Consider the following 21,025-nt stretch of genomic DNA (forward strand, 5'->3'; position numbering starts at 1 on the left):
GCGGGCCCTGCGGACCCGCTGCCGATCAAGGCCATGAGCAGGACTTTGCCCGGAAGGAGTTCCCAGGTGATCGCTCAGCGCATACCCCTGCGACTGCCCCGGGCCGGCGCCGTCGCCTTGGTGGTGCTCCTGCTGGCGGCCGGGGCACACCTGGCCGCCGGCGGGCAGCTTCCAGCGCTGCCGATCATGGCGGCGCTTGCCGCTGTCGTAGGACTCTCCGCGGTCTTGGTCGCGGGGGCGAAACTGACGGCACCGCGGCTTTCCTTCTACCTCTGCGGATCCCAACTCGCCCTGCACCTGGGGTTTTCAACGCTTTCAACGCCCGCGGCGGGCCGCCCCGGCCCTGCCCACCACGGGCCGTCCTTGCTGAACCTTGAAGGTGCCGCGTCCCATCAGCACTTGGTGGCCGACCCGGGCACTTACATGACGTTCGTCCACCTCGCCGCGACGCTGGGTACAGCAGTCCTCATTGCCCGCGGCGAGGCTGCCCTTTGGGCGCTTGCCGCGTGGCTGCGCCCGTTGTGCGGCGCCCTCGTTCCCGCCGTCCTTCCGGCGGACTTCCGCCACCCCCCGCGTCCGGGGCGATCCGTGGACAGGGGCTGCAGAACCCCCGTCCAGGTCGTTGTCCGCGGACCACCACTTAGATTCTGCAGATCATAAGCCCTTCGCCGCCGGCGGCAGGGCGGCCCGGTACGAAGAGGCGTGCCCGGCAACCGGATATGAACAGAATCGACGACCCCATGACAACACGTAAAATAACCACTCGCTCCCGGGCAGGCCTGGCTCTCGCCGGCGCGCTGCTGCTCGCAGCCATCGGGGCGGGACCAGCGCACGCCCACGACGCTCTTCAGTCCACGTCCCCCGAGCGGGACGCGACAGTGACAGCCGCCCCTGCCAGCGTGTCTTTGACCTTGTCGGAGCCGCCCACGGACTCACAGAGCTTGAACCTCAGTGTCATCACCGTGACTGACTCAACGGGAAAGACCCTCAGCGACGGCCAAGTCACCGTGACGGGACCGACCATCTCGACAAAGGTCGCCCCGGGAAGCAACGGTCCCTACACCGTGCTGTGGCGGACGGTTTCCTCAGACGGCCACCCCATCGAGGGAAAGTACTCTTTCACGGTCCAGGACCCCGGGGCAGAAACACCGGCGGCGGCGCCGGCCACAACAGCATCGGTGCCGCCCTCGGCCGCGCCGTCGGCAACCCAGAGCGCGGCGGCAACCACCGTTCCGATGGCTCCGCGCCCGGATGACAGCAACGCTTTGCTCGTCGTAGGCATCGGCGCAGTCATCCTCGCCATCCTGGGCGGCATCCTTTACCTTGCCCGGCGTCGCCGGGAGCCGACCGGTACCGGGGGAAACTGACCCGCAAGGAGTTCTCCAGATGCCGGCCCCGGCCGCCTCTTCACAAGAGTGCCATCCGGGGCCGGCATCTCCTTTAGGACGTGGAAATGGTGCCTGGCCGCTGATGCTCGGCCCTCGCCGACCGCCTGCGGTCCCGGTACCTGCAGACCGCAGCAGCCAAAACGGCCCCGGCCATCACCAGGCATGCTGTCACACCCACGGAGAACAACACGGAGGATACCGGCGGTGCCGGTGCTGACGCGTCGGCGGCCGCGATAATAGTCAGCCAGTAGGCGACGGTGGCCCCCGTCCACGCCAGGCCCGCACAAGCTGTCACCCATGACCATCCGGAAAACCATGCGCTGCCCTGCCGGTAAGACAAGGCGACGGCTATCGCCACGACCCCGGCGACTGCCAGGAGCTGCAGCCCCAGCAGATACGGCCCGGCCACCAATCCGACGGGGATACCCAGGCCACCCAGGAGCACAAGCCGCTTGGCAGCGAGGGGCATACCTCCCCGGTTCGCGTCCGACCGGGTACTGTCGCTCATCGTTTCATCTGGCATGGTCGAATCCTAAACTTCCTCTTCAAATGGGCTCTCCGGCGCACGTCGCGGGCCTCATGCCTAGACGATGCTGCGGCAGCGGATTGCCTTCCCTGACGATACAGCATGCGCTGGATCGAAAAGGGCGGGAACCGATGAGGCCAGCGGAAGCTGCCGCTTCCCCACCGGCACACTGAAGGCCGGCGGTTTCGGAGCCCCCAAGGCACCGAAACCACCGGCCTTTCAGTTGGTTCTTAGGCTCCTGCGCGGACGAACGTCACAGCTCCCTTGGACGTCATCCAGGTCAGGGGGTGCACGGCGGTTTCGTTCTTCCCGTTCAGCCCGGAGCTGAGGACCTGGCCGTTGCCGACATAGATCCCGACGTGACCGGGCTGCATGACCATGTCGCCGGGCTGGGGATCGCTGACGACGGTGCCGTAGTTCATGAACTGCATGGGGCCGAGGTCTCCGACGGGGATCCCGGCAGCGTTAAGCGCGTTTTCCACCAGGCGTGTGCAGTCCTGAATCATGCCGATTTGGGCGTAGGCCGAGGAAAGCATGGTGGCGTTGACTCCGCCTGCCGGAGCGGCCACGGGCGCGGCGGCCGGCGTGACAGTGACCTGGGCCTTGGCCGGAGCCGCAGCAGCGGTCGCACCCGCGGCGGGCACGGCAGCGCGGGGGGTCTCTGCGGGGACGGGTTTAGGCGCTTCGACGACCGGTGCCGGGGTCGTCTTCACGGCAGGACGCTCAAAGGAGATCTGGATTGACGCATCTGCACTGAGCGGGGCCTGTACCTGGCTGGCGAGCTCAACATTTGAGGCCGGCTCGGCCTCGCGCTGGGCCGGGGCCTCTGCTGCCTGCGCGGCGATCCCGCTGGTCAGGATCAGGCCGGAGGCTGCTGCGATGACCGCTGCCTGGCGGCCTACGCCACCGGCGTTCTCGGCAACGGATTTGGACAGGACCGCAAGGGCACTGGTCTGGACAGGGGCCGCGCGGTGGCGGCCGTGAGCACGGCGAATCGACATGAAAGGGCCTCTCCCACTGCCTGCGAGGTTAGCTGTCGGATTCGGATGGGAGACACCCGGCCGCTGTTCCAGCGCAATGCTGGAGGCGCGGCTTCACCCCAAGGCCTGCACTAAGCGGGCCACGTTTGGGTTCCCCGTCTCTGCCGGACGAATTTTGCGAACGGATCCCAAGGCAGCGGCAGAGTTAGGCAATCTGCTCAGGAGTGCCGCATTCTGAGACCGGCACGCCTCCGACCGTACCGGAGAACCTGGGCTATTGTCACATTTGCATAACGTGCGCACGGCTGCTGCGGGTCTCAGGCAGCCCCCCAATCAGCGCTGCAGCCAGTGCTCGGACTCGACCCCTTGGGGTGCCGTCCGAGGTTCCCTTTCCGCCCGTGCACTCCAGAGTAAAGACCTTGTCGGAGCTGGCGCGACCTGGCCACCGCCGCCTGGAGGCGAAGGCCCGGCTGAAGGACTAGTGGCCGGTCCGGGGCGGTCGGGTGATGACGTTGCCCAGGACCAGGAGCGCCGCCCCGGCGGTGACGAACACGTCGGCAAGGTTGAAGGTGGGGAACCAGCCGCTGTGGAAGTAATCGACAACTCCCTGTCCGTCGAGCCTGTCAACGAAGTTTCCGACGGCTCCTCCGAGCAGCGCCGCGGCCCCGGCCCGGGTGAGGCCGGTCATGGAAGGGGCGGAGGTTACGGCGTACCAGAGTAGGGCAGCGATGATCACGCCGGTGACGGTGATAACAACCCACGGGGACAGATCAGCCCCGAAGCTGAAGGCGACGCCGCGGTTATAGAGCAGCTTGATGTTGATGGGGCCGAGGTCAGTCGCCGTGCCGTTGGAGAGTATGGCCTCTGCCAGCGCCTTGAGGGCCAGGTCGGCCGCCGCCAGGACGGCGGCGCCAAGCAGCACCACCGCCCTGGACCGTCGCGCTGTGGCGGCGGGTGAGTCCTGACGCCCTATGGTTTGGGCGCTCACGCTGCCGGTTCCAGCGTGGGGGCGGGTTCGGGCGCACGAAGTGTGGTCTTGCGGCTGATCCGTCCGGCGCGGACTCCGTTGGCGATCACGGCTATTTCGGCCAGTTCGTGGATGAGGACCACGGCGGCCAGGCCGAGCAGTCCGAACAGTGCCAGCGGGATCAGCACAGCGATCAGCAGCAGGGACAAGCCAACGTTCTGGAGCATGATGCTCCGGGTCCGGCGGGCGTGAGTGAGGACCTGGGGCAGGTGGTTCAGGTCCTCTCCCATCAGGGCGATGTCTGCTGTTTCAATCGCGACGTCCGTGCCCATGGCGCCCATGGCGATGCCGGTGTCGGCGGTCGCGAGGGCTGGGGCGTCGTTGACGCCGTCGCCGACCATGGCGGTGGGGGCGCGGCCTTTGAGCGTGCGGATGATCTCGGCCTTATCCTCGGGGCGGAGGTCCGCGTGAACCTCTGTGATGCCCGCTTCCTGGGCCAGGGCTGTGGCGGTGATGAGGTTGTCACCGGTGAGCATGGCGGTTTTGTAGCCGGAGGCGCTGAGTCTGGCGATGACTTCCCGGGCCTCGGGCCTCAGTTCGTCCCGTACGGCGACGGCGCCGATGACCTGGCCGCCATCCTCGATCAGGACGGCCGTCGCGCCGGCGTGCTGCATCCGCTCGACGTCGGGGGTGAGGGGCCCGGCGTTGATCCACCCGGGGCGGCCGAGACGAACGACCCTGCCGTCAAACCGACCCTCGAGGCCGGCGCCGGGGACGGTGTCAACGTCGGTAACAGCCGCGCGTTCGGTGGTGGCTGCGAGGATGGCACGGGCGAGCGGGTGTTCGCTGCGGGCTTCCAGTCCGGCGGCGAGGGCCAGGACCTGTTCCCGTGTGGCCGTGCCGGTAGCGGCGACATCGATCACCGCTGGCTTGTTACGGGTGAGTGTTCCGGTCTTATCCAGGGCGATGGTGCGGATCCTGCCGAGCGTCTCAAGGGCGCCTCCGCCTTTGATGAGTACGCCGATGCGGCTTGCCGCGCCGACGGAGGCGACGACGGTGACGGGTACGGAGATGGCTAATGCGCAGGGTGAGGCCGCGACGATGACGACGAGGGCGCGTTCGAACCACAGCAGCGGTTCTCCGACGATGAAGCCGAAGGTGACGATCAGCGCTGCGACGATGAGAATGCCGGGGACGAGTCGTCTGGCGATGGAGTCGGCCAGGCGCTGGCCCGGGCCTTTCCGGGACTGCTCGGCCTCCACGATGTGCACGATCCGGGCCAGCGAGTTGTTCTGGGCGGTGCTGGTCACTTCGACCTCGAGCGGGCCGGTGCCGTTGATTGACCCGGCATAAACCCCGCTTCCCGGACCGGCCTCGACCGGAAGGGATTCTCCGGTGAGCGCCGAGGTGTCAAGGGAAGTGCGGCCGGTAATGACCCTGCCGTCAGTGGCCAGGCGCTCCCCTGGCCGGACCACCATCCGGTCTCCGGGCACGAGTTCGGCCGGGGCGATGGAGACCTCGGCGCCGCCGCGCAGGACGGTGGCCTCGGCCGGGACAAGATCCAGCAGGGCACGAAGGCCCCGCCGGGTTTTCGCCAGGGAATACTCCTCCAGGCCCTCAGAGATGGCGTAGAGGAAGGCAAGCATGGCCGCCTCCTCGAACTCCCCAAGGGCAACGGCGCCGGCGGCAGCGATTGTCATCAGAGTACCGACGCCGATTTTGCCCTTCACCAGTCGCCGCATGGTGGAGGGGACAAACGTCCAGGCTGCCACCAGCAGCGCCGCAATCTCCAGGGGAAGTGTCAGCCATTGCGGTCCGTCGGCAAGGGATGCGATCCATGCCACCAGGAGCAGGGCGCCGGCGACGGCCGCTGCCCGGACCTCGCTGACCTGCCAGAAACCTACGGCTTCCTCCGCCTCCTCGGACTCCCCGGTTGCTGCCTTCTCATCACTACCGCAACAAGCGTCACTCATCGTGCATCCTCTTTCATCAGGGTGGGGTCCGAACTGCCAACACCGTAGTTCGGGCAGAGACTGACCGCATTGCCGGTGGCGGCAAGAAGAATCTCCGCCTGGGCAAGCATGTCCATCAATTCCGGGCGGGACAGCGAGTAATACACGCTGCGGCCCTGCACCCGGCCCTCCACCAGGCCGCAATCACGAAGGCATGCCACATGTGCCGACACGGTGGACTGCGCCAAGCCCAGGTCACCTGTCAGGTCACCGACCCGGACCTCACCGCGGGCCATCCGCTGCACGATGCTCAAACGGGTCGGATCGCTCAGTGAATGAAACAGCGCCGCCGCTGGACTAAGCTGACCGCACGGATCCGCAGACCCCGTAGATTGAATCGTCATACGGCGATGATAGCGCAGGTTTGTGATGTTATCGGCAGGGTACTGTAACGTCGAAATGAACCACGACGGCTTCCCTGGCGCTCATGGCCTTTCGAACAGGCCCGGCAGTCAGCTGCCAGTTCAGCGCGACCTCAAGACTGACCGGAGAATGACTGATGAGCATTGGCGGCTTTTTCGCCGAGATGGTGCAGTCCGGCGCCCTCCTGGTAGCGATGCCACTGGCCATGACCGCCGGGACCGTGTCATTCATCTCGCCGTGCATCCTTCCGCTGGTGCCCGGGTACCTGGGCTACGTCTCCGGACTCACCGATCCGTCCCGACCCGATAACCGGCGTCGGGTGTTGGCCGGCGTCGGGCTGTTCATTCTTGGCTTCGCGGCGGTCTTTACGCTGTACGGGGCGGCCTTCGGCATCATCGGCGGCTGGCTCGTACTGTGGCAGGACACCCTGATCCGTGCCCTGGGCGTGTTTGTCGTCCTGATGGGCCTGGTCCTGGTCGGTAGCTTCTCCTTTCTCCAGACCACCAAGAAACTCTCCTTCAGGCCCAGGACAGGCGTCGCTGGGGCGCCTGTGCTCGGTGTCGTCTTCGGTCTCGGATGGACCCCCTGCATGGGCCCAACACTCAGTGCCGTCCTGGCGCTAAGCACCACCACAGGGGACCCCTGGCGCGGCGCCCTGCTGGGATTCATCTACTGCTTGGGACTCGGAATCCCCTTCGTTCTGGTCGCGCTGGGCCTGAACTGGGTCACACGGAGCCTGGGATTCATCCGCCGGCATATCCGCACATTCAACATCATCGGCGGTTCGCTGCTGATCCTCGTCGGAATCCTGATGGTATCCGGGGTCTGGATGCTCTGGATCTACCAGCTGCAGAATCTCGCCGGAACCATCACCACCCCCATATAGAACTAAAGGACCAGCCCGTGAACGTCCCTCCCCCCGCACTCCCACCCGTGTCCGCCACGAAGCTGCCCGGCCGCCGCAACCTCCTGCTTGGGATGGCGTCAGCGGCGCTGCTCCTGACCGGCTGCGCCGCACCGGACTCCCTTGCCGCCCAGGCCCGCGCCGGGGACAACAAGAACTACATCGCCGGGGACGGCTCGGTCTCAGAATTCGCTCCCGGAGAAAGAAGCGCCCCGGTGGAGATGAAGGGTCCGCTATACGACGGGACGGTCGTAAACTCAGCAGACTGGCGAGGACGGGTGACCGTCCTGAATGTCTGGTACGCCGCGTGCGCCCCCTGCCGCACCGAAGCCCCGACGCTGGAAACCCTGTACCAAGAGAACAAAAATGACGGCGTCCTGTTCTACGGCATCAACTTGCGTGACACCGCTGCCACAGCCGCCGCATTCGAACGAACTTTCGGCACAACGTATCCCAGCTTCAACGACGCCGACGGGGCCATCCTGCTCGCTTTGGCCGACTACGTCCCCCCGAGGGCAGTGCCCACAACCCTCGTTCTGGACCGGCAAGGCAGAGTCAGCGCCCGCGTGCTGGGCCTCGCCGAGAAAGGCACCCTCAAAGCACTCATCAGCAGCGCACTGAAAGAACCAGCACTGTGACCTACGAACCCACGGACAGCTGCAGCACTCACTGAGCTCCGGCGTCGGCCCCGTGCTCCACCGAGGACGTCAGGCCCGGAACCTCTTGCCGCCATACGATATGCCCAGGCATAAAGAACTGTCAGCACCACCCAAAGTCAAAAGCCACGGCCATCAGGATGTTTTGAACCCCGGAGGAAGATCAATGAGGCGTTTCAGTTTCGTGGCCACGGCACTCATAGGCTTGCTGGGCGTGATGCTTATCGCGGCAGCCACCGACAACACTGACCGGGTGGCGGGAGCCCTGTTCGCACTCACCGGGATCATTGGCGCTGTCGCAGCCGTGGTGTCTGCCCGGAAAGCACCGGACAACTGAGGACGAAGTCCGTTGCTAGCCGGCGCGTGATGCCACGCCCAAAAGCGCACCTATAGCTGCATTAGGAGCACCTATAGCTGCATTAGGAGAAGTCCCCGCAGGTGTCAGCCTTGCTGGGCCGGTCCATCGGCCCCCGGCACGCGACGGTCGGAGTCGCCAGATGCAGCGGGGCCCCCTTCGCTGCCTTCAAGGACCTGTGCCCGGTAGCGAACACGGCGGATGCGACGAGTCATTGACACCATAAGGGCGACAACGGCTATCACCATGAATGCTGTCATGACGAATCCGAGAAGACCCGGCGTCACTTGATCCGCGGTGAGACCTGGCCGCAACCCGTTATCGCCAGGGCTTGGAGACGGAGTGGCCCCGAAGAAAACCAACCCCTGAGCAATGGCATCAACAGACAATAGCTTCATATTTTCCTCGCATAATCTGCCCCGGGCGGCAAGGTTCCGGGACAAAAGGGCATTGGTGGACAAGATCTCGGGTTACAAACGGGCATGCGCGCCACGCTTATCCTGTTCGATAGGCCCAAACCAAGACGCAGGTCTGCCCATCGCAAAAGCGCAGCAGAAGAAACGAGGAACAAGGATTCCGTGGCAGGCCACCCGTAGATCAGCCCAACCAGCCTACCAAAGGGACTTCACGGACAACGGCGAGACAGATGCCTGGCACCACCCGTTGGTGGAGCTAACGCACCGGAACAGCACAGACTCGCCACCGTCCCGACGCGATGGCCGTTAGTTGTTACCTGAGCAGTTTCCGAACCTGGTGCCCGCGGAAGACCACTCCCCCCGCGTGCGCTATCAAACCAACCCCGATCACCGGCAAGGATGCGAGAACCAAGCCCTGGTTCTCTGTTGTCGTGCCCACAATGCTCAGTACGACACCGACAGCGATAAGCCCCATCGCACCAAAGACCAGGGCTTTGTAGAACTTCGGGGCAACATTCCAGAACTCATTCAGCACGAAAGAAGTGTACCGGCAGGTACAGGCCATGAAGGTGCAGGGCGCTTCCTATCACCTAGTCAGCGAGCCACCCCACTAGGCGCGTTGCCAAACCGCTTGCTCCTAATGCCGGGGGCAGGTCATGCTTCGCCCGCCGCGCAGACTCGGGCGCCAGCAGCATCCCGAAGTGGGTGCTGCTGTACCGCACCCCTGGTCTGCCGGGTAGGGCGCTTCTCAGCAAGCCCCTCAATTTAGGGCACACCCAAACCTGACGTCAGATTCTCGCAAGAATCACGTCAGAATAAAGCCCCGAGGCAGCTTTCCTGACACGTCCAGTTGAATGTCTTGGACCTCAACTGGACACATGTGTAAAAGGGGCCCGTCGGAGTCGGAAAGCGCCCAGAGGCAACGACTCCGTAGCCGCTTACGGTGGTCGCTCGAGAGTGCAAGGAAAACAAAAAAGTTCAATATGCAGGACTGTGACCAGTATGCTGTACGCATGACTTCCATCAAGACCGTGGCCATTGCCGTCCCGCTTGAAGCAGAGCTTGTGGACCACATCCGTGCCGTCGACCCCTCCGTCACCGTCCTTTACGAGCCTGACCTCCTGCCCCCGGAGCGCTTCCCGGCCGACCACGCCGGCGATCCGGCCTTCCAACGGACGGATGAACAGGAAGAGCGCTATTGGGCGATGCTCAACAGTGCAGAGGTCCTGTATGGCTTCCCCAACGAGAGCCCTGCCGGGCTGGCACGCGTTGCCAGCGAAAATCCCAGGCTGGAGTGGGTCCACGCGATGGCGGCCGGGGCGGGCGGAGCCGTCAAGGCATCGGGCCTGAGCCGGGATCGCCTGCAGAAGTTCAAGATCACCACGTCCGCCGGAGTCCACGCCCTGCCTCTGGCCGAGTTCGCAGCGATGGGAATCCTGAACGGCTTCAAGCGCAGCGCCGAACTTGCCCAGGACCAGGCCGCGAAGGCCTGGCCCAGCCTCCGTGTCCCCACCCGTCTGGTCAACGGATCAAACCTGGTCATCAGCGGCCTCGGTGAAATCGGGCTGGAAACCGCCCGCATCGCCCGGGCGCTGGGAATGAGGGTCAGCGGCACCAAGCGGACCGTGGAGCCCATCGACGGGATCGACCAGGTTGCGGACAACGCCGGCCTTCCTGCCCTCCTGGCCACGGCAGACGCCGTCGTCAACACCCTGCCCGGCACTGCCTACACGGAAAAGCTGTTCAACCGCGGGATGTTCGCCGCAATGAAGCCCGGGACCACCTTCGTCAACGTGGGCCGCGGGACCGTGGTGGACGAGGATGCGCTGCTGGAGGCCCTGGACAACGGCCAGGTGGGCTACGCGTGCCTGGACGTCTTCGCCGTGGAGCCGCTGCCGCAGGAGAGCCCCCTGTGGCAGCACCCCAAGGTCATGGTCTCGCCGCACACCTCAGCCCTCAGCGCGGCCGAGAACCGGCTCATCACGGAACGGTTCTGCAGCAATCTCCGGACGTTCCTCGACGGCGGGGACCTCCCCCACCTCGTGGATACGGTCCACTTCTACTAGGACGGGGCAGGGAAGTGCGCATCGCAAGACTACAGACAGCAGCTGGTCCGCAATACGCCGTTGGGGGCGACGGCGGCTGGGACCACATCGTCGACCCGTTTGAGGAAAGCCTCCGCTACACCGGCGGTGCCACCACCCACAGCGAGGCAGTATTCCTCGCCCCGGTGAGGGCCGCCGTCGTCCTGGGCATTGGCCATAACCGTACTTTGAATGACCATCCCTTGCCCATCCAGGCGTGGCACAAGTCCGTCCACACCATCGCCGGCCCGGGCGACGCCATCACCGCGGTCCGTGGACAAGGCACGGTCAATGCCGAGGGTGAACTCGCCGTCGTGATGGGCAGGACCGCCGCCAACCTGACCGCGGACAACGCCCTGGAGCACGTCCTCGGCTACACCTGCGTCAACGATGTCACCAACGTGGACCAGAACGCGGTGGACGAGCGGAACTTCCAGGGCAAGGCCGGCGTCAACTACACACCCATGGGCCCGTGGATAGAAACCCGACTCCCGGATCCCGAAAGGGTGGCCATCGACGTCTACGTCAATGGGGCAGCAAAGGCCACGTCCGGGACCTTCAACCTCCCCTCCTCGGTGGTGGACTGCCTCATCTATGTCACTTCATGGCTGACCCTGGAACCCGGCGACGTGGTGATGACCGGAGCGCCCGCCACAGTGGTTCCCGTCGAGCCCGGGGACCGGGTGGACATCAGGGTGGAGGGCATCGGCACCTTGAGCAGCCTCGTGGTCTGACGGCAGCGGTGTGTCAACGCGGCACTTATGATGGATTGCGTTCAGTTGACTGAACGCAACCGCACTCTGCCTTGGCGACCTAAGGAGAATCATGGCCGATTCCCACACCCCCGCGTCCTCCGACAAGTCGGGAGCCACCTCGCCGGCGCCGGCGGTTACCCGGGCAGCAGCGGTCCTGGACGCCCTCGCCGCCTCTGCCACCGGCCGTCTTACCTTGAGCGACCTCTCCCGCGAAGTGGGAATTCCCAAGTCCTCCACCTCCAACCTCCTGCTGGCACTGGAGGAGGCCCGGCTGATCAGCCGGCAGGGCTCGGAGTTCACCCTGGGCCGCAAGCTGGTGGAACTGGGCGCCGCCTACCTGGGCCGGATGGACGAGGTGCAGGAGTTTTACCGTTACTGCGAGCAGGCATCCGTCCTTTCCCGCGAAACGGTGCGGATCGCCATGCTGGACGGTACCAACGTTATTTACCTGGCGCGGTATGAAGGGCACCCTGCCGTGCGGCTCACGTCCAACATCGGCGACAAGATGCCGGTGTCCCTGTGCGCCGTGGGCAAGGCCCTGATCGCGCGGCTGCGTGACCATGACCTGGAGGAAATGTTTCCGGACGACGCCGAACTGCCGGTCCTCACGCCCAAATCTTTGCGCACCGGCGCGGAGCTCAAGGCACAGCTGAAGGAGATCCGCGCGCAGGGCTTCGCCTTCGAGGATGAGGAATCCACCACCGGCGTGGTGTGCCTCGCCGTCTCCGTCCCCACCCGTGGCGCCCACGGCCCCAGCCTCGGTCTGTCCGTGACAGCCCTTAAGGCCACCTACACGCCGGAGCAGGGCTCCCAGATGGTCAAGGAACTGCAGGAACTCGCCCACTCCCTGGGCAATCCGATGGGCTAGGGTCCGCGCCGTCCACGGTGTCGTCCGAAAAACAAAAACAAAACTGTTGCTCGTTGTTCAGCTTGCTGTATTGTGTTCAGCATAGTGATCGACACAACAGGTGTTGCCGCTATCCCACCAGGCCAACGGGGGCCTGGAGTGCATTAGAGGGAGTTTTCGTGACAACTCGTACTAACTCACCGCAGGCCACTACGGACGGCGCCGTCGTCGATCCGGACCAGCTGCGAAGGGCAACACTTGCCAGCTCCGTTGGGTCCGCCCTGGAGTACTACGACTTCTACATCTACGGCCTGGCCTCGGCCCTGATCTTCGGCCCGCTGTTCTTCGCCCCGCTCGGCGAGAGCGGAGCCGTCATCGCCTCCTTCGCCACCTACGGCGTCGGTTTCGCAGCACGGCCCTTCGGCGGGGTTGTCTTCGGCCACATCGGAGACCGCTTCGGCCGCAAGATGGTGCTGATCCTGACCATTGGCCTGATGGGCCTGTCCAGCTGCGCCATCGGCCTCCTGCCCACCTTCGACCAGGCGGGGATGCTGGGAGCGGTGCTGCTGGTGACGCTGCGCATCCTGCAGGGCCTGGGCGCCGGCGCCGAGCAGGCAGGCGCCACCACCCTCATCTCAGAGGTGGCCCCGCGCCGTCGTCGTGGATTCTTTGCCTCGCTGCCGTTCGTAGGCATCCAGCTGGGAACCCTCCTGGGCGCCGGAACCTTTGCCCTGATGGCACTGGCGGACAAGCAGGTCCTGCAGGGCTGGCTGTGGCGCGTTCCGTTCCTGGCCAGCATCATCCTGATCGCGATTGCCGTCTTCATCCGCCTCCGCCTCAAGGAGACCCCGGTCTTCCAGGAACTGGAGAAGCACAAGGCCGTAGTCAAGAACCCGGTGGGCCAGATCTGGAAGCACTCGAAGAAGAACGTGCTGGTGGGCATCGGCCTCCGCATGGGCGAAAACGGCAACTCGTCCATCTTCTCCGCGCTGCTGGTGTCCTTCATCAGCATGCCGGCCGGCGTCTTCCCCGGCGACAAATTCATCGGCCCCACCGGCCTGCTGATTGCCGCCGGCTTCGCAGCGGTCCTGGTTGTTGCCTTCGGCGCCCTGTCCGACCGTTTTGGCCGGGTTCCCGTGTACCGCTACGGCGCGCTGTTCCAGGCCGTCATCGCCCTGCCGGCCTTCTACCTGGTGACGCTCGGCAATGTGGCCCTGGTCTGGGTGGTCATGGTGGTGGGCATCGCCCTGGGCGTGCAGTCCATGCTTGGCCCGCAGTGCGCCCTGCTCCCGGAACTCTTCGGCTCGCAGCACCGCTTCACCGGCGTGGCCCTCAGCCGTGAACTTTCCGCGGTACTCGCCGGCGGCTTCGCCCCGATGATCGGCGTGGCCCTGCTGGCCGCCACCAACCACTCGTGGCTCGTACCCGCCCTGTACTCGCTGGTCCTGGCAGCAATCTCGTTCGCCACCACCTTCTTCACCCCGGAAACCAACGGCCGCGACCTGGTCCTCGTGGAGGACGCCAGGTGACCATCGGCAACCCCACCCCCGCGGACCCCGCGCCCAAACGCGCGGGGTTCGTCGGGCTGGGGCTGATGGGAGCGCCAATGGCCGCCAACCTGCTCAAGGCAGGGTGGCAGGTCACGGGATGGAACCGCTCAGCCGCCGCGGTCCGCGACCTGGAGGCGCTGGGCGGAAACGGCGCCAGCGACGTTGCGGACCTTCGGGACGAGCCCGTCATCATCTTCATGCTCCCCGATCTCCCCTTCATCGAGGACGCTGCGGCGGGCCTCCTGGAAACGTGGCAGGCCGTGCCGCCCGCACCGGGAACACTCGTCGTAGTGATGAGCAGCGTGTCCCCGGTCGCGGTGCGGGCCTTCGGGCTCACTGTGGCCGGCGCGAGCGGCGGGAACGCCTCGGTGCTCGACGCCCCGGTCAGCGGCGGAACGGACGGAGCGCAACGGGGAACCCTGGCCATCATGGCCGGCGGATCTCCCGAGGACTTCAGCCGCGCCCTACCGGCTTTGGAGGCAATGGGGACATCCGTCCGCCGGCTGGGTGACCTGGGTGCCGGCTCGCTGGCCAAGGCATGCAACCAGCTGATCGTGGGAACCACGACGGCGGCACTCGCCGAAGCTGCCGAGCTTGCGGAACGCTCCGGGCTGGACGTCAGCGCCCTCTTCGAAGTCCTGGCCGGCGGCCTGGCTGCCAGCAGGGTGCTGGAGCTGGTGGGCCCCCGGCTCGTGGCAAAGGATTACACCCCGACGGGGCCGGCGAAGTTCATGCACAAGGACCTGTCCTTCGTGCTGGAAAGCGCCACCACCGCCCGGGCCGCCACGCCCATGGCCTCCGCCGGCGTCGACCTGTACGCGGAACTGGTGGCGCAGGGCCTGGGCGACCAGGACCTGGCCGTGGTCCGGCAGGCGATCGCCAACCTGGGCGCCCCCTCCGGGAACCCGGGGCGATAAGTCCTCTGCTATATTCTGGTGCTTTCAGGTCCGGCGCAGGGGAGCCGGGCCACGGAACGTCGAACGGCCCTTTATTGAAACCAAGCAGCAGGCACACAGACTCCGCGCAGGGTAACGTCCAGCACACCGATTTCCTCAACTGCCCCACCGGATTCGTTGAGTACTACTTCGCGGACGGCGTCTTCCGCTGGTCGGACGGACTGTACCGCATCTACGGGTACGAACGGGGCGAGGTGGTCCCGACCATGGAGATGGTTCTTCCCCACGTCGAGCCCGAAGACCGGCCAAGGGTGCAGGCCTACTGGGACCATGTGTCCACCCAGGGCGGACCGTCATCCATCTACCTGTCCATCCGGGACCGCAAGGACCACCAGCACAAGCTGCTCTACTCCGCCGACTACATCATGGACGGGGACACCCCGATCGGCGTTTGGGGCGTGGTGGTGGACCTCACGACGTCAATCCACACGGACCGGCACCCGCTCGCCACCGAGGCGGTGGCGGCGTCGGCGCTCAACCGGGCGGTCATCGAACAGGCCAAGGGCGTCCTGATGGGCCGCACCGGAGTCACCGCCGACCAGGCCTACGGGCTCATCAACCAGCTGAGCCAGGATACGAACCGCAAGGTCTACGCAATTGCCCAGGACATCGTGGACCGCGCCACCGTCCACGCCGGAGATCCGGAGAACCAGGACCACCCCTGCTGTAACTGCCGCCTAGAGCGCCAAGCGCGGGCCGTCCGACAGGACGGGTCCCGAACCGACCGCAGGGAGCGCATCGTTGAAGGCCTCGACGACGGCCATTTGGCCGGTGGAGTCGGGAACGCCCGGGTACTGGAGATGGGCCGCCTCCACCGGCTCAGCCGGAGTTTCCACCGACCGCATCCGGACCAGCGCCACCGCGGAGATGAGGAACCAGGCCACGTTGGTGACCACGGACGGCCACGCGCCGTGCAGCGTGCCGTTGATGATGAAGGCCACGGAGCCGAGCAGGTTGGCGGTCTGGAAGCCTTTGCCAGCCTTCAGCCACCCCATGGACACGGCGAGGTACGCACTGAGGATCGCAACAGCGCCAGCCCAGCCGGCGAGTTCCCACAGCAGATTCATGGCGTCCTTTCAAGGGTTCCCGAGCAGTATTCGGGCAGGGTTCAGGAGGGGTAGAACGGGGTTGGTTTTGCCGGTGCCTGGTTACTCGAGCCCTGTTCGGGCGAGGACCGCATGCTGGCCGGCGGCATAATCATATCCCGCGTCCGGACACCGCCTTTACCCCCGAAACGTGATTCTCCCCACGTCTGGACAAGGCCCGCGCGGCGTAGCACGATCAAGCTGTGACCAACAGTTCCGGCTCCGATCCCTACCTGCGCGAACTCACCGAGCTGAGGCGCGTCAAGGACCGGATGGACCGCGAATATGCGCAGCCGCTGGACGTCGAATCCCTCGCCAAAGATGTCCATATGTCGGCAGGCCACTTCAGCCGCCGCTTCAAGCTGGCCTACGGTGAATCCCCGTACAGCTACCTCATGACCCGCCGGATCGAACGGGCCATGGCGCTGCTCCGCAAAGGCGACCTCAGCGTCACCGAGGTGTGCTTCGCCGTCGGCTGTTCCTCGCTGGGCACATTCAGCACCCGCTTCAGCGAACTGGTGGGCATGCCGCCGAGCGTCTACAAACAGGAGGCGGCGGAATCGACGGCGGGGATCCCGGCCTGCGTGGCGAAACAGGTCACCAGACCGGTCAGGAATCGAGAAGCGCCGGCCCGTGAGCCGTCACTAGCATGACTGACATGGACATCAACATCTCTTCCACCTTCCTTCCCGCCACCGATCCGGACGCTTCCCTCGCCTTCTACCGGGACGCGCTCGGCTTCGAAATCCGCAACGACGTGGGCCGCGGCACCATGCGTTGGATCACCGTAGGCCCTGCCGGCCAGAAGGACGTCTCCATCGTCCTGCACCCACCGGCAGTGGACCCGGGCATCACCGAGGACGAGCGCCGCACCATCACCGAGATGATGGCCAAGGGGACCTACGCCACCATCGTCCTGTCCTCCCCCAACGTGGACGCCGCGTTCGCCAAGGTGGAGGCAACCGGCGCGGACGTCGTCCAGGAACCCATTGACCAGCCCTACGGCATCCGGGACTGCGCCTTCCGCGACCCCGCCGGCAACACGGTGCGCATCAACCAGCAGCCTTAGGCATATAAACAGGCACGTATATAACGGACGACGCCGGAACGGGCTGCCAGCGCAGCTCCGCTTCGGCGCCGCTCCAGGACGAAGGGGGACACCTTGAGCACGGAAGCAGAGATGGATACCAGGCAGGGCGCGCATGTTGCCGACAGCCACGACCTGATCCGGGTCCAGGGCGCACGGGAGAACAACCTGAAGGACGTGAGCCTTGAGCTGCCCAAGCGCCGGTTGACCGCGTTCACGGGTGTTTCCGGGTCCGGCAAGAGCTCGCTGGTGTTCGCCACCATCGCCGCCGAATCGCAGCGGATGATCAACGAAACCTACAGCGCCTTTGTCCAGGGGTTCATGCCCAGCCTGGCCCGGCCGGACGTGGACCGGCTGGAAGGCCTGACCACTGCCATTATCGTGGACCAGGAGCGGATGGGTGCCAACCCGCGCTCCACCGTGGGCACGGCCACCGACGCCAATGCCATGCTGCGGATCCTGTTCAGCCGCCTGGGGAAGCCCTATGTCGGGCCCCCCACGGCCTTCTCCTTCAACGTGCCCACCCGCAAGGCCAGCGGCATCATGAGCACCGAGAAGGGCGGCCGGGTGGAAAAGAACGTGGTGCGCCAGGTGACCTACCTGGGCGGCATGTGCCCGCGCTGTGAAGGCATGGGCAACATCAGCGACATCGACCGGACCGCCCTCTACGACGAGACAAAGTCCCTTTCCGAAGGCGCGCTCACCGTTCCGGGCTACTCCATGGAGGGCTGGTACGGCCGCCTGTTCGAGGGCATGGGCCTGCCCATGGACAAACCGATCGCCAAGTTCACGGCGAAGCAGCTGGACACGATGCTGTACGCCGAGCCCACCAAGATCAAGGTGGAAGGCGTGAACCTGACGTTCGAAGGGGTCATCCCCAGGATCCAGAAGTCCATGCTCTCCAAGGACGTGGAGGCCATGCAGCCGCACGTGAAGCGGTTCGTTGAGCGCGCCGTGACGTTCGCCACCTGCCCGGACTGCGGCGGCACCCGCCTTACCCCGGAGGTGCTCAACTCCCGGATCAACGGCAAGAACATCGCCGAGCTGTGCACCATGCAGATCAGCGACCTCGCGCAGTGGATCCGCGGGCTGGACGAGCCCTCCGTGCGGCCGCTGCTCATCGGGCTGCGGGACCTGCTGGATTCCTTCGCCGAGATCGGTCTGGGCTACCTCTCCCTGGACCGTCCCGCCGGCACACTCTCCGGTGGCGAGGCGCAGCGGACCAAGATGATCCGGCACCTGGGCTCCTCCCTTACGGACGTCACCTACGTTTTCGATGAGCCCAGCATCGGCCTGCACCCGCACGACATCGAGCGGATGAACACGCTCCTGCTGCAGCTGCGGGACAAAGGCAACACGGTCCTGGTGGTGGAGCACAAACCGGAGATGATCGCCATCGCCGACCACGTCGTCGACCTCGGTCCCAAGGCCGGCACAGGCGGCGGTGAGATCGTGTACGAGGGCGACGTGGACGGGCTGCGTTCCAGCGGCACCATCACCGGGCGCCACCTGGACGACCGTGCCCGCCTGAAGGACTCCGTCCGGAAGGCTGCCGGCGCGCTTGAGGTCCGCGGCGCCGCAACCAACAACCTGCAGGACGTCGACGTCGATGTGCCGCTCGGCGTTCTCTGCGTGGTGACAGGCGTGGCCGGCTCCGGAAAGAGCTCGCTGATCCACGGCTCGCTGGCGAAGCGCGAGGGCGTGATCGTCATCGACCAAGGGGCCATCAAGGGCTCCCGGCGCAGCAACCCGGCCACCTACACCGGGCTGCTGGAGCCCATCCGGAAGGCGTTCGCCAAGGCCAACGGCGTCAAACCGGCGCTCTTCAGCTCAAACTCCGAGGGCGCCTGCCCCACCTGCAACGGCGCCGGCGTGATCTTCACCGAGCTCGGCGTCATGGCCACCGTGGAATCCACCTGTGAGGACTGCGAAGGCCGCCGCTTCCAGCCCGCCGTCCTCGAATACACCCTGGGCGGACAGAACATTGCGGACGTCCTGGACATGTCCGTGGAGGCGGCGCTGGCGTATTTTGCCGAGGGCGAGGCTAAGACACCCGCCGCGCACAAGGTCCTGGAACGCCTGGCGGACGTGGGCCTGGGCTACATTTCACTGGGCCAGCCGCTGACCACCCTGTCCGGCGGCGAGCGCCAGCGGCTCAAGCTGGCCACCCAGATGGCGGAGTCCGGGGACGTCTACATCCTGGATGAGCCCACGGTGGGGCTGCACCTGGCGGACGTTGAACAGCTGCTGGGGCTGCTGGACCGGCTGGTCGACTCCGGAAAGTCCGTTATCGTCATCGAGCACCACCAGGCTGTGATGGCGCACGGCGACTGGATCATCGACATCGGCCCGGGAGCAGGGCACGACGGCGGCAGGATTGTCTTCGAGGGCACCCCGGCTGACCTGGTGGCCGGGCGGGCCACGCTCACCGGCCAGCACCTGGCGGCGTACGTGGGGGCGTGAAGCCGCTGGAAACCCTGCTTTAGCGTCCGCCCGGCAGCTGACCCAGGAAGCTGACGGTGGCGGTGCCAATCTGCTGTTGTGCGGCGCCGCGGCCGATGCCGGGCTCGCCGTCGCCCGGTTGTGCGCCGTAGTCACCGAAGAAAGCGTGCACTCCGCCCTGTACGGCGATGAACTCGGTATCCGCCGGCAGGAGTTCCCTGGAAGCCTGGATCTTCTCCGGCGTGCTGAGGCCATCCTTGGTCCCGGAGACGGAAAGGACTGCCAGTCGGGTCCTTCCCCGCAGTGATTCCACGGGATAGGAGGCGAACAGGACCAGCCCCGAGATATCTGTGTTGTGGAGGGCGAACGATGAGGCCGCCACCCCGCCCAGGGAGTGGCCTCCCACCGCCCAGCTGGTGATGTCCGGGTTGTCCTGGATGGCACTGCGGGCCTGGTTGCCGTCCAGGAGGCTGAGCCCGAGCGGCTCCTTCAGGATGACCACCCGGTACCCGGCGCCCACCACGGGGCCCAGGATGTCCTGGTAGGCCCGGGCGTCCACCCGCGCGCCCGGGTAGAAGACCAGCCCCCGGGTGGTCCTGGCTCCGTCGGGCGACATGGTGATGGCGGTGCTGGTTTCGGTGACGGTGAGGTCCGACGCCGGCCCGGCCTCCGCGGTCGGTCCCGGCTGGTAGGCGAAGGGGGTGAGCCAGGCGAGCCCGGCGGCGAGCGCCAGGACGGCCAGCCTGCCGGCCCACGCTCCGATGGCGCGGACACGGGACCGGGGCCGCGGGACATCGCGGCGTCGCCAGATCAGGACTGCCCAGGCGGCACCGGCGGCAACCGCGCACAGCAGGATGCCCGGCAGCAGCGGGTGGCCGCCCGGCACAGCGGGATTCCCGGCCAGCATCCACAGCGCCACACCGATCAAGCTGGCAGCACATGCCACGGATGCCCAGAAAAGGGCAGTCCGTTTCCTGGGCAGGGCGCTGGCTTGGCCGGCAGGTGAGGTCTCCATGGTTCCTGATCCTTCCATCCGGCGGCAGGATTTCAATGCCGGGCTGGCCTACGCTGGCCGTATGCCCGAAATGTTCCGGTACGACGTCGAGATCCTGCACCTGCTGGTCTCCCCCGCGCACGCGTATTTTGGCCGTGCCCGTGACGGCGCCGCCGACGTTCCTACTTCTGATGCTTTGCAGGCTGAGGTGGTGGCCGGCAAGGGCATCGTGGGCGACCGCTTCTTCGGCAAGGCCGCACACATGGATGCTGCGGTGACCCTGTTCGCCGTCGAATCCCTCGAAGCCATCGCCGCCGAACTGGGCGCGGCGCCGTTCGATCCGCTGCTGACCCGCCGGAATGTGGTGCTGCGCGGAGCCCAGCTCGCGCCACTGCTGGGGCAGGACTTCGTACTGGACTCCGGCGGCTCCCCGGTGACGCTGCACGGCGGCCGGCACGCCCAGCCCTGCGCGTGGATGAACGAGGTGCTCGCCCCCGGTGCGCATCCGGCCATGCGCGGCAGGGGCGGCATCCGCTGCCGTGCGGTGTCCGGCGGCTTCCTGCACCGGGGTCCTGCCGTGCTGGTCAGCCCGGTGCCGCTGGACCCTGCCCAGGCGGGCGGGGCGAGCGTCCTGCGGCCGTCGCGGCTGCCGTAGCAG

22 protein-coding genes, 1 pseudogene and 1 riboswitch are annotated in these 21,025 nt (G+C 66.2%); of the genes and pseudogenes, 15 read left to right on the plus strand and 8 right to left on the minus strand.

Going from position 1 to position 21,025, the window contains the following annotated elements:
* Positions 1 to 66 precede the first annotated feature (66 nt).
* Positions 67 to 660: a hypothetical protein gene (locus NIBR502771_RS04760; protein WP_141158716.1), complete on the plus strand. Its 594-nt coding sequence runs from the start codon at positions 67 to 69 to the stop codon at positions 658 to 660.
* 80 nt (positions 661 to 740) lie between these two features.
* Positions 741 to 1,367 carry a copper resistance CopC family protein gene (locus NIBR502771_RS04765; protein ID WP_141158717.1) on the plus strand — a complete coding sequence of 209 codons (627 nt, stop codon included), beginning with the start codon at positions 741 to 743 and terminating at the stop codon, positions 1,365 to 1,367.
* Positions 1,368 to 1,440: 73 nt separating this feature from the next.
* On the opposite strand, the gene NIBR502771_RS04770 is transcribed toward NIBR502771_RS04765, so the two are convergent.
* The 5 genes from NIBR502771_RS04770 to NIBR502771_RS04790 all read right to left on the minus strand — a co-directional run bounded on the left by NIBR502771_RS04770 (position 1,441) and on the right by NIBR502771_RS04790 (position 6,217).
* On the minus strand, positions 1,441 to 1,911 hold the full coding sequence (locus tag NIBR502771_RS04770) for a hypothetical protein (protein ID WP_141158718.1): 471 nt from the start codon (positions 1,909 to 1,911) through the stop codon (positions 1,441 to 1,443).
* A gap of 233 nt (positions 1,912 to 2,144) precedes the next feature.
* Positions 2,145 to 2,915, minus strand: a complete 771-nt coding sequence (locus NIBR502771_RS04775) for an NlpC/P60 family protein (RefSeq protein ID WP_141158719.1) — start codon at positions 2,913 to 2,915, stop codon at positions 2,145 to 2,147.
* Positions 2,916 to 2,918: 3 nt separating this feature from the next.
* Positions 2,919 to 3,114: riboswitch (cyclic di-AMP (ydaO/yuaA leader) on the minus strand.
* Between the two features lie 258 nt (positions 3,115 to 3,372).
* On the minus strand, positions 3,373 to 3,882 hold the full coding sequence (gene lspA, locus NIBR502771_RS04780; RefSeq protein ID WP_141158720.1) for a signal peptidase II: 510 nt from the start codon (positions 3,880 to 3,882) through the stop codon (positions 3,373 to 3,375).
* Positions 3,879 to 5,834, minus strand: a complete 1,956-nt coding sequence (locus NIBR502771_RS04785) for a cation-translocating P-type ATPase (protein ID WP_141158721.1) — start codon at positions 5,832 to 5,834, stop codon at positions 3,879 to 3,881. The genes lspA and NIBR502771_RS04785 overlap by 4 nt, the downstream gene beginning before the upstream one ends.
* Positions 5,831 to 6,217 carry a helix-turn-helix transcriptional regulator gene (locus NIBR502771_RS04790; protein ID WP_141158722.1) on the minus strand — a complete coding sequence of 129 codons (387 nt, stop codon included), beginning with the start codon at positions 6,215 to 6,217 and terminating at the stop codon, positions 5,831 to 5,833. The genes NIBR502771_RS04785 and NIBR502771_RS04790 overlap by 4 nt, the downstream gene beginning before the upstream one ends.
* A gap of 155 nt (positions 6,218 to 6,372) precedes the next feature.
* Between NIBR502771_RS04790 and NIBR502771_RS04795 the strand changes: the two genes are divergently transcribed.
* The 3 genes from NIBR502771_RS04795 (at position 6,373) to NIBR502771_RS20665 (ending at position 8,133) form a co-directional block, all read left to right on the plus strand.
* Positions 6,373 to 7,122 (plus strand): cytochrome c biogenesis CcdA family protein, encoded by a 750-nt coding sequence (locus NIBR502771_RS04795; RefSeq protein WP_141158723.1) that lies wholly within the window; start codon positions 6,373 to 6,375, stop codon positions 7,120 to 7,122.
* Between the two features lie 92 nt (positions 7,123 to 7,214).
* Entirely contained in the window at positions 7,215 to 7,778 is a 564-nt protein-coding gene (locus tag NIBR502771_RS04800) for a TlpA disulfide reductase family protein (protein WP_141161415.1), read from the plus strand.
* A gap of 184 nt (positions 7,779 to 7,962) precedes the next feature.
* Entirely contained in the window at positions 7,963 to 8,133 is a 171-nt protein-coding gene (locus NIBR502771_RS20665) for a hypothetical protein (protein WP_168225716.1), read from the plus strand.
* A 747-nt stretch (positions 8,134 to 8,880) separates the two neighbouring features.
* On the opposite strand, the gene NIBR502771_RS04805 is transcribed toward NIBR502771_RS20665, so the two are convergent.
* Positions 8,881 to 9,102, minus strand: coding sequence for a DUF3188 domain-containing protein (locus NIBR502771_RS04805; protein ID WP_141158724.1), 222 nt, complete (start codon positions 9,100 to 9,102; stop codon positions 8,881 to 8,883).
* A gap of 478 nt (positions 9,103 to 9,580) precedes the next feature.
* On the opposite strand from NIBR502771_RS04805, the gene NIBR502771_RS04810 reads away from it, so the two are divergent.
* The 6 genes and pseudogenes from NIBR502771_RS04810 to NIBR502771_RS20935 all read left to right on the plus strand — a co-directional run.
* Positions 9,581 to 10,633 carry a D-2-hydroxyacid dehydrogenase gene (locus NIBR502771_RS04810; protein WP_141158725.1) on the plus strand — a complete coding sequence of 351 codons (1,053 nt, stop codon included), beginning with the start codon at positions 9,581 to 9,583 and terminating at the stop codon, positions 10,631 to 10,633.
* A 14-nt stretch (positions 10,634 to 10,647) separates the two neighbouring features.
* Positions 10,648 to 11,385, plus strand: coding sequence for a fumarylacetoacetate hydrolase family protein (locus NIBR502771_RS04815; protein WP_141158726.1), 738 nt, complete (start codon positions 10,648 to 10,650; stop codon positions 11,383 to 11,385).
* Positions 11,386 to 11,476: 91 nt separating this feature from the next.
* Complete coding sequence (locus NIBR502771_RS04820; RefSeq protein ID WP_141158727.1) at positions 11,477 to 12,274, plus strand: IclR family transcriptional regulator; 798 nt, start codon at positions 11,477 to 11,479, stop codon at positions 12,272 to 12,274.
* A gap of 158 nt (positions 12,275 to 12,432) precedes the next feature.
* Positions 12,433 to 13,782: an MFS transporter gene (locus NIBR502771_RS04825; protein WP_141158728.1), complete on the plus strand. Its 1,350-nt coding sequence runs from the start codon at positions 12,433 to 12,435 to the stop codon at positions 13,780 to 13,782.
* Between the two features lie 65 nt (positions 13,783 to 13,847).
* Positions 13,848 to 14,720, plus strand: a complete 873-nt coding sequence (locus NIBR502771_RS04830; protein ID WP_210411390.1) for an NAD(P)-dependent oxidoreductase — start codon at positions 13,848 to 13,850, stop codon at positions 14,718 to 14,720.
* Positions 14,721 to 14,965: 245 nt separating this feature from the next.
* Positions 14,966 to 15,313, plus strand: a pseudogene (locus NIBR502771_RS20935) (ANTAR domain-containing protein); the annotation flags it as partial.
* A 123-nt stretch (positions 15,314 to 15,436) separates the two neighbouring features.
* On the opposite strand, the gene NIBR502771_RS04840 reads toward NIBR502771_RS20935, so the two are convergent.
* Entirely contained in the window at positions 15,437 to 15,826 is a 390-nt protein-coding gene (locus tag NIBR502771_RS04840) for a YgjV family protein (RefSeq protein ID WP_141161416.1), read from the minus strand.
* Between the two features lie 221 nt (positions 15,827 to 16,047).
* Between NIBR502771_RS04840 and NIBR502771_RS04845 the strand changes: the two genes are divergently transcribed.
* From NIBR502771_RS04845 to NIBR502771_RS04855, 3 genes are all read left to right on the plus strand, one after another.
* Positions 16,048 to 16,497 carry a helix-turn-helix transcriptional regulator gene (locus NIBR502771_RS04845; protein WP_141158730.1) on the plus strand — a complete coding sequence of 150 codons (450 nt, stop codon included), beginning with the start codon at positions 16,048 to 16,050 and terminating at the stop codon, positions 16,495 to 16,497.
* Complete coding sequence (locus tag NIBR502771_RS04850; protein ID WP_141158731.1) at positions 16,494 to 16,913, plus strand: VOC family protein; 420 nt, start codon at positions 16,494 to 16,496, stop codon at positions 16,911 to 16,913. The genes NIBR502771_RS04845 and NIBR502771_RS04850 overlap by 4 nt, the downstream gene beginning before the upstream one ends.
* Before the next feature lie 111 nt (positions 16,914 to 17,024).
* Positions 17,025 to 19,394 carry an excinuclease ABC subunit UvrA gene (locus tag NIBR502771_RS04855; RefSeq protein WP_141161417.1) on the plus strand — a complete coding sequence of 790 codons (2,370 nt, stop codon included), beginning with the start codon at positions 17,025 to 17,027 and terminating at the stop codon, positions 19,392 to 19,394.
* Between the two features lie 19 nt (positions 19,395 to 19,413).
* On the opposite strand, the gene NIBR502771_RS04860 is transcribed toward NIBR502771_RS04855, so the two are convergent.
* Positions 19,414 to 20,388, minus strand: coding sequence for an alpha/beta hydrolase (locus tag NIBR502771_RS04860; protein ID WP_141158732.1), 975 nt, complete (start codon positions 20,386 to 20,388; stop codon positions 19,414 to 19,416).
* A 61-nt stretch (positions 20,389 to 20,449) separates the two neighbouring features.
* Between NIBR502771_RS04860 and NIBR502771_RS04865 the strand changes: the two genes are divergently transcribed.
* Positions 20,450 to 21,022 carry an MOSC domain-containing protein gene (locus NIBR502771_RS04865; protein ID WP_141161418.1) on the plus strand — a complete coding sequence of 191 codons (573 nt, stop codon included), beginning with the start codon at positions 20,450 to 20,452 and terminating at the stop codon, positions 21,020 to 21,022.
* Positions 21,023 to 21,025 lie beyond the last annotated feature (3 nt).

It is taken from the genome of Pseudarthrobacter sp. NIBRBAC000502771 (genome assembly GCF_006517215.1).
Lineage (GTDB): Bacteria > Actinomycetota > Actinomycetes > Actinomycetales > Micrococcaceae > Arthrobacter > Arthrobacter niigatensis.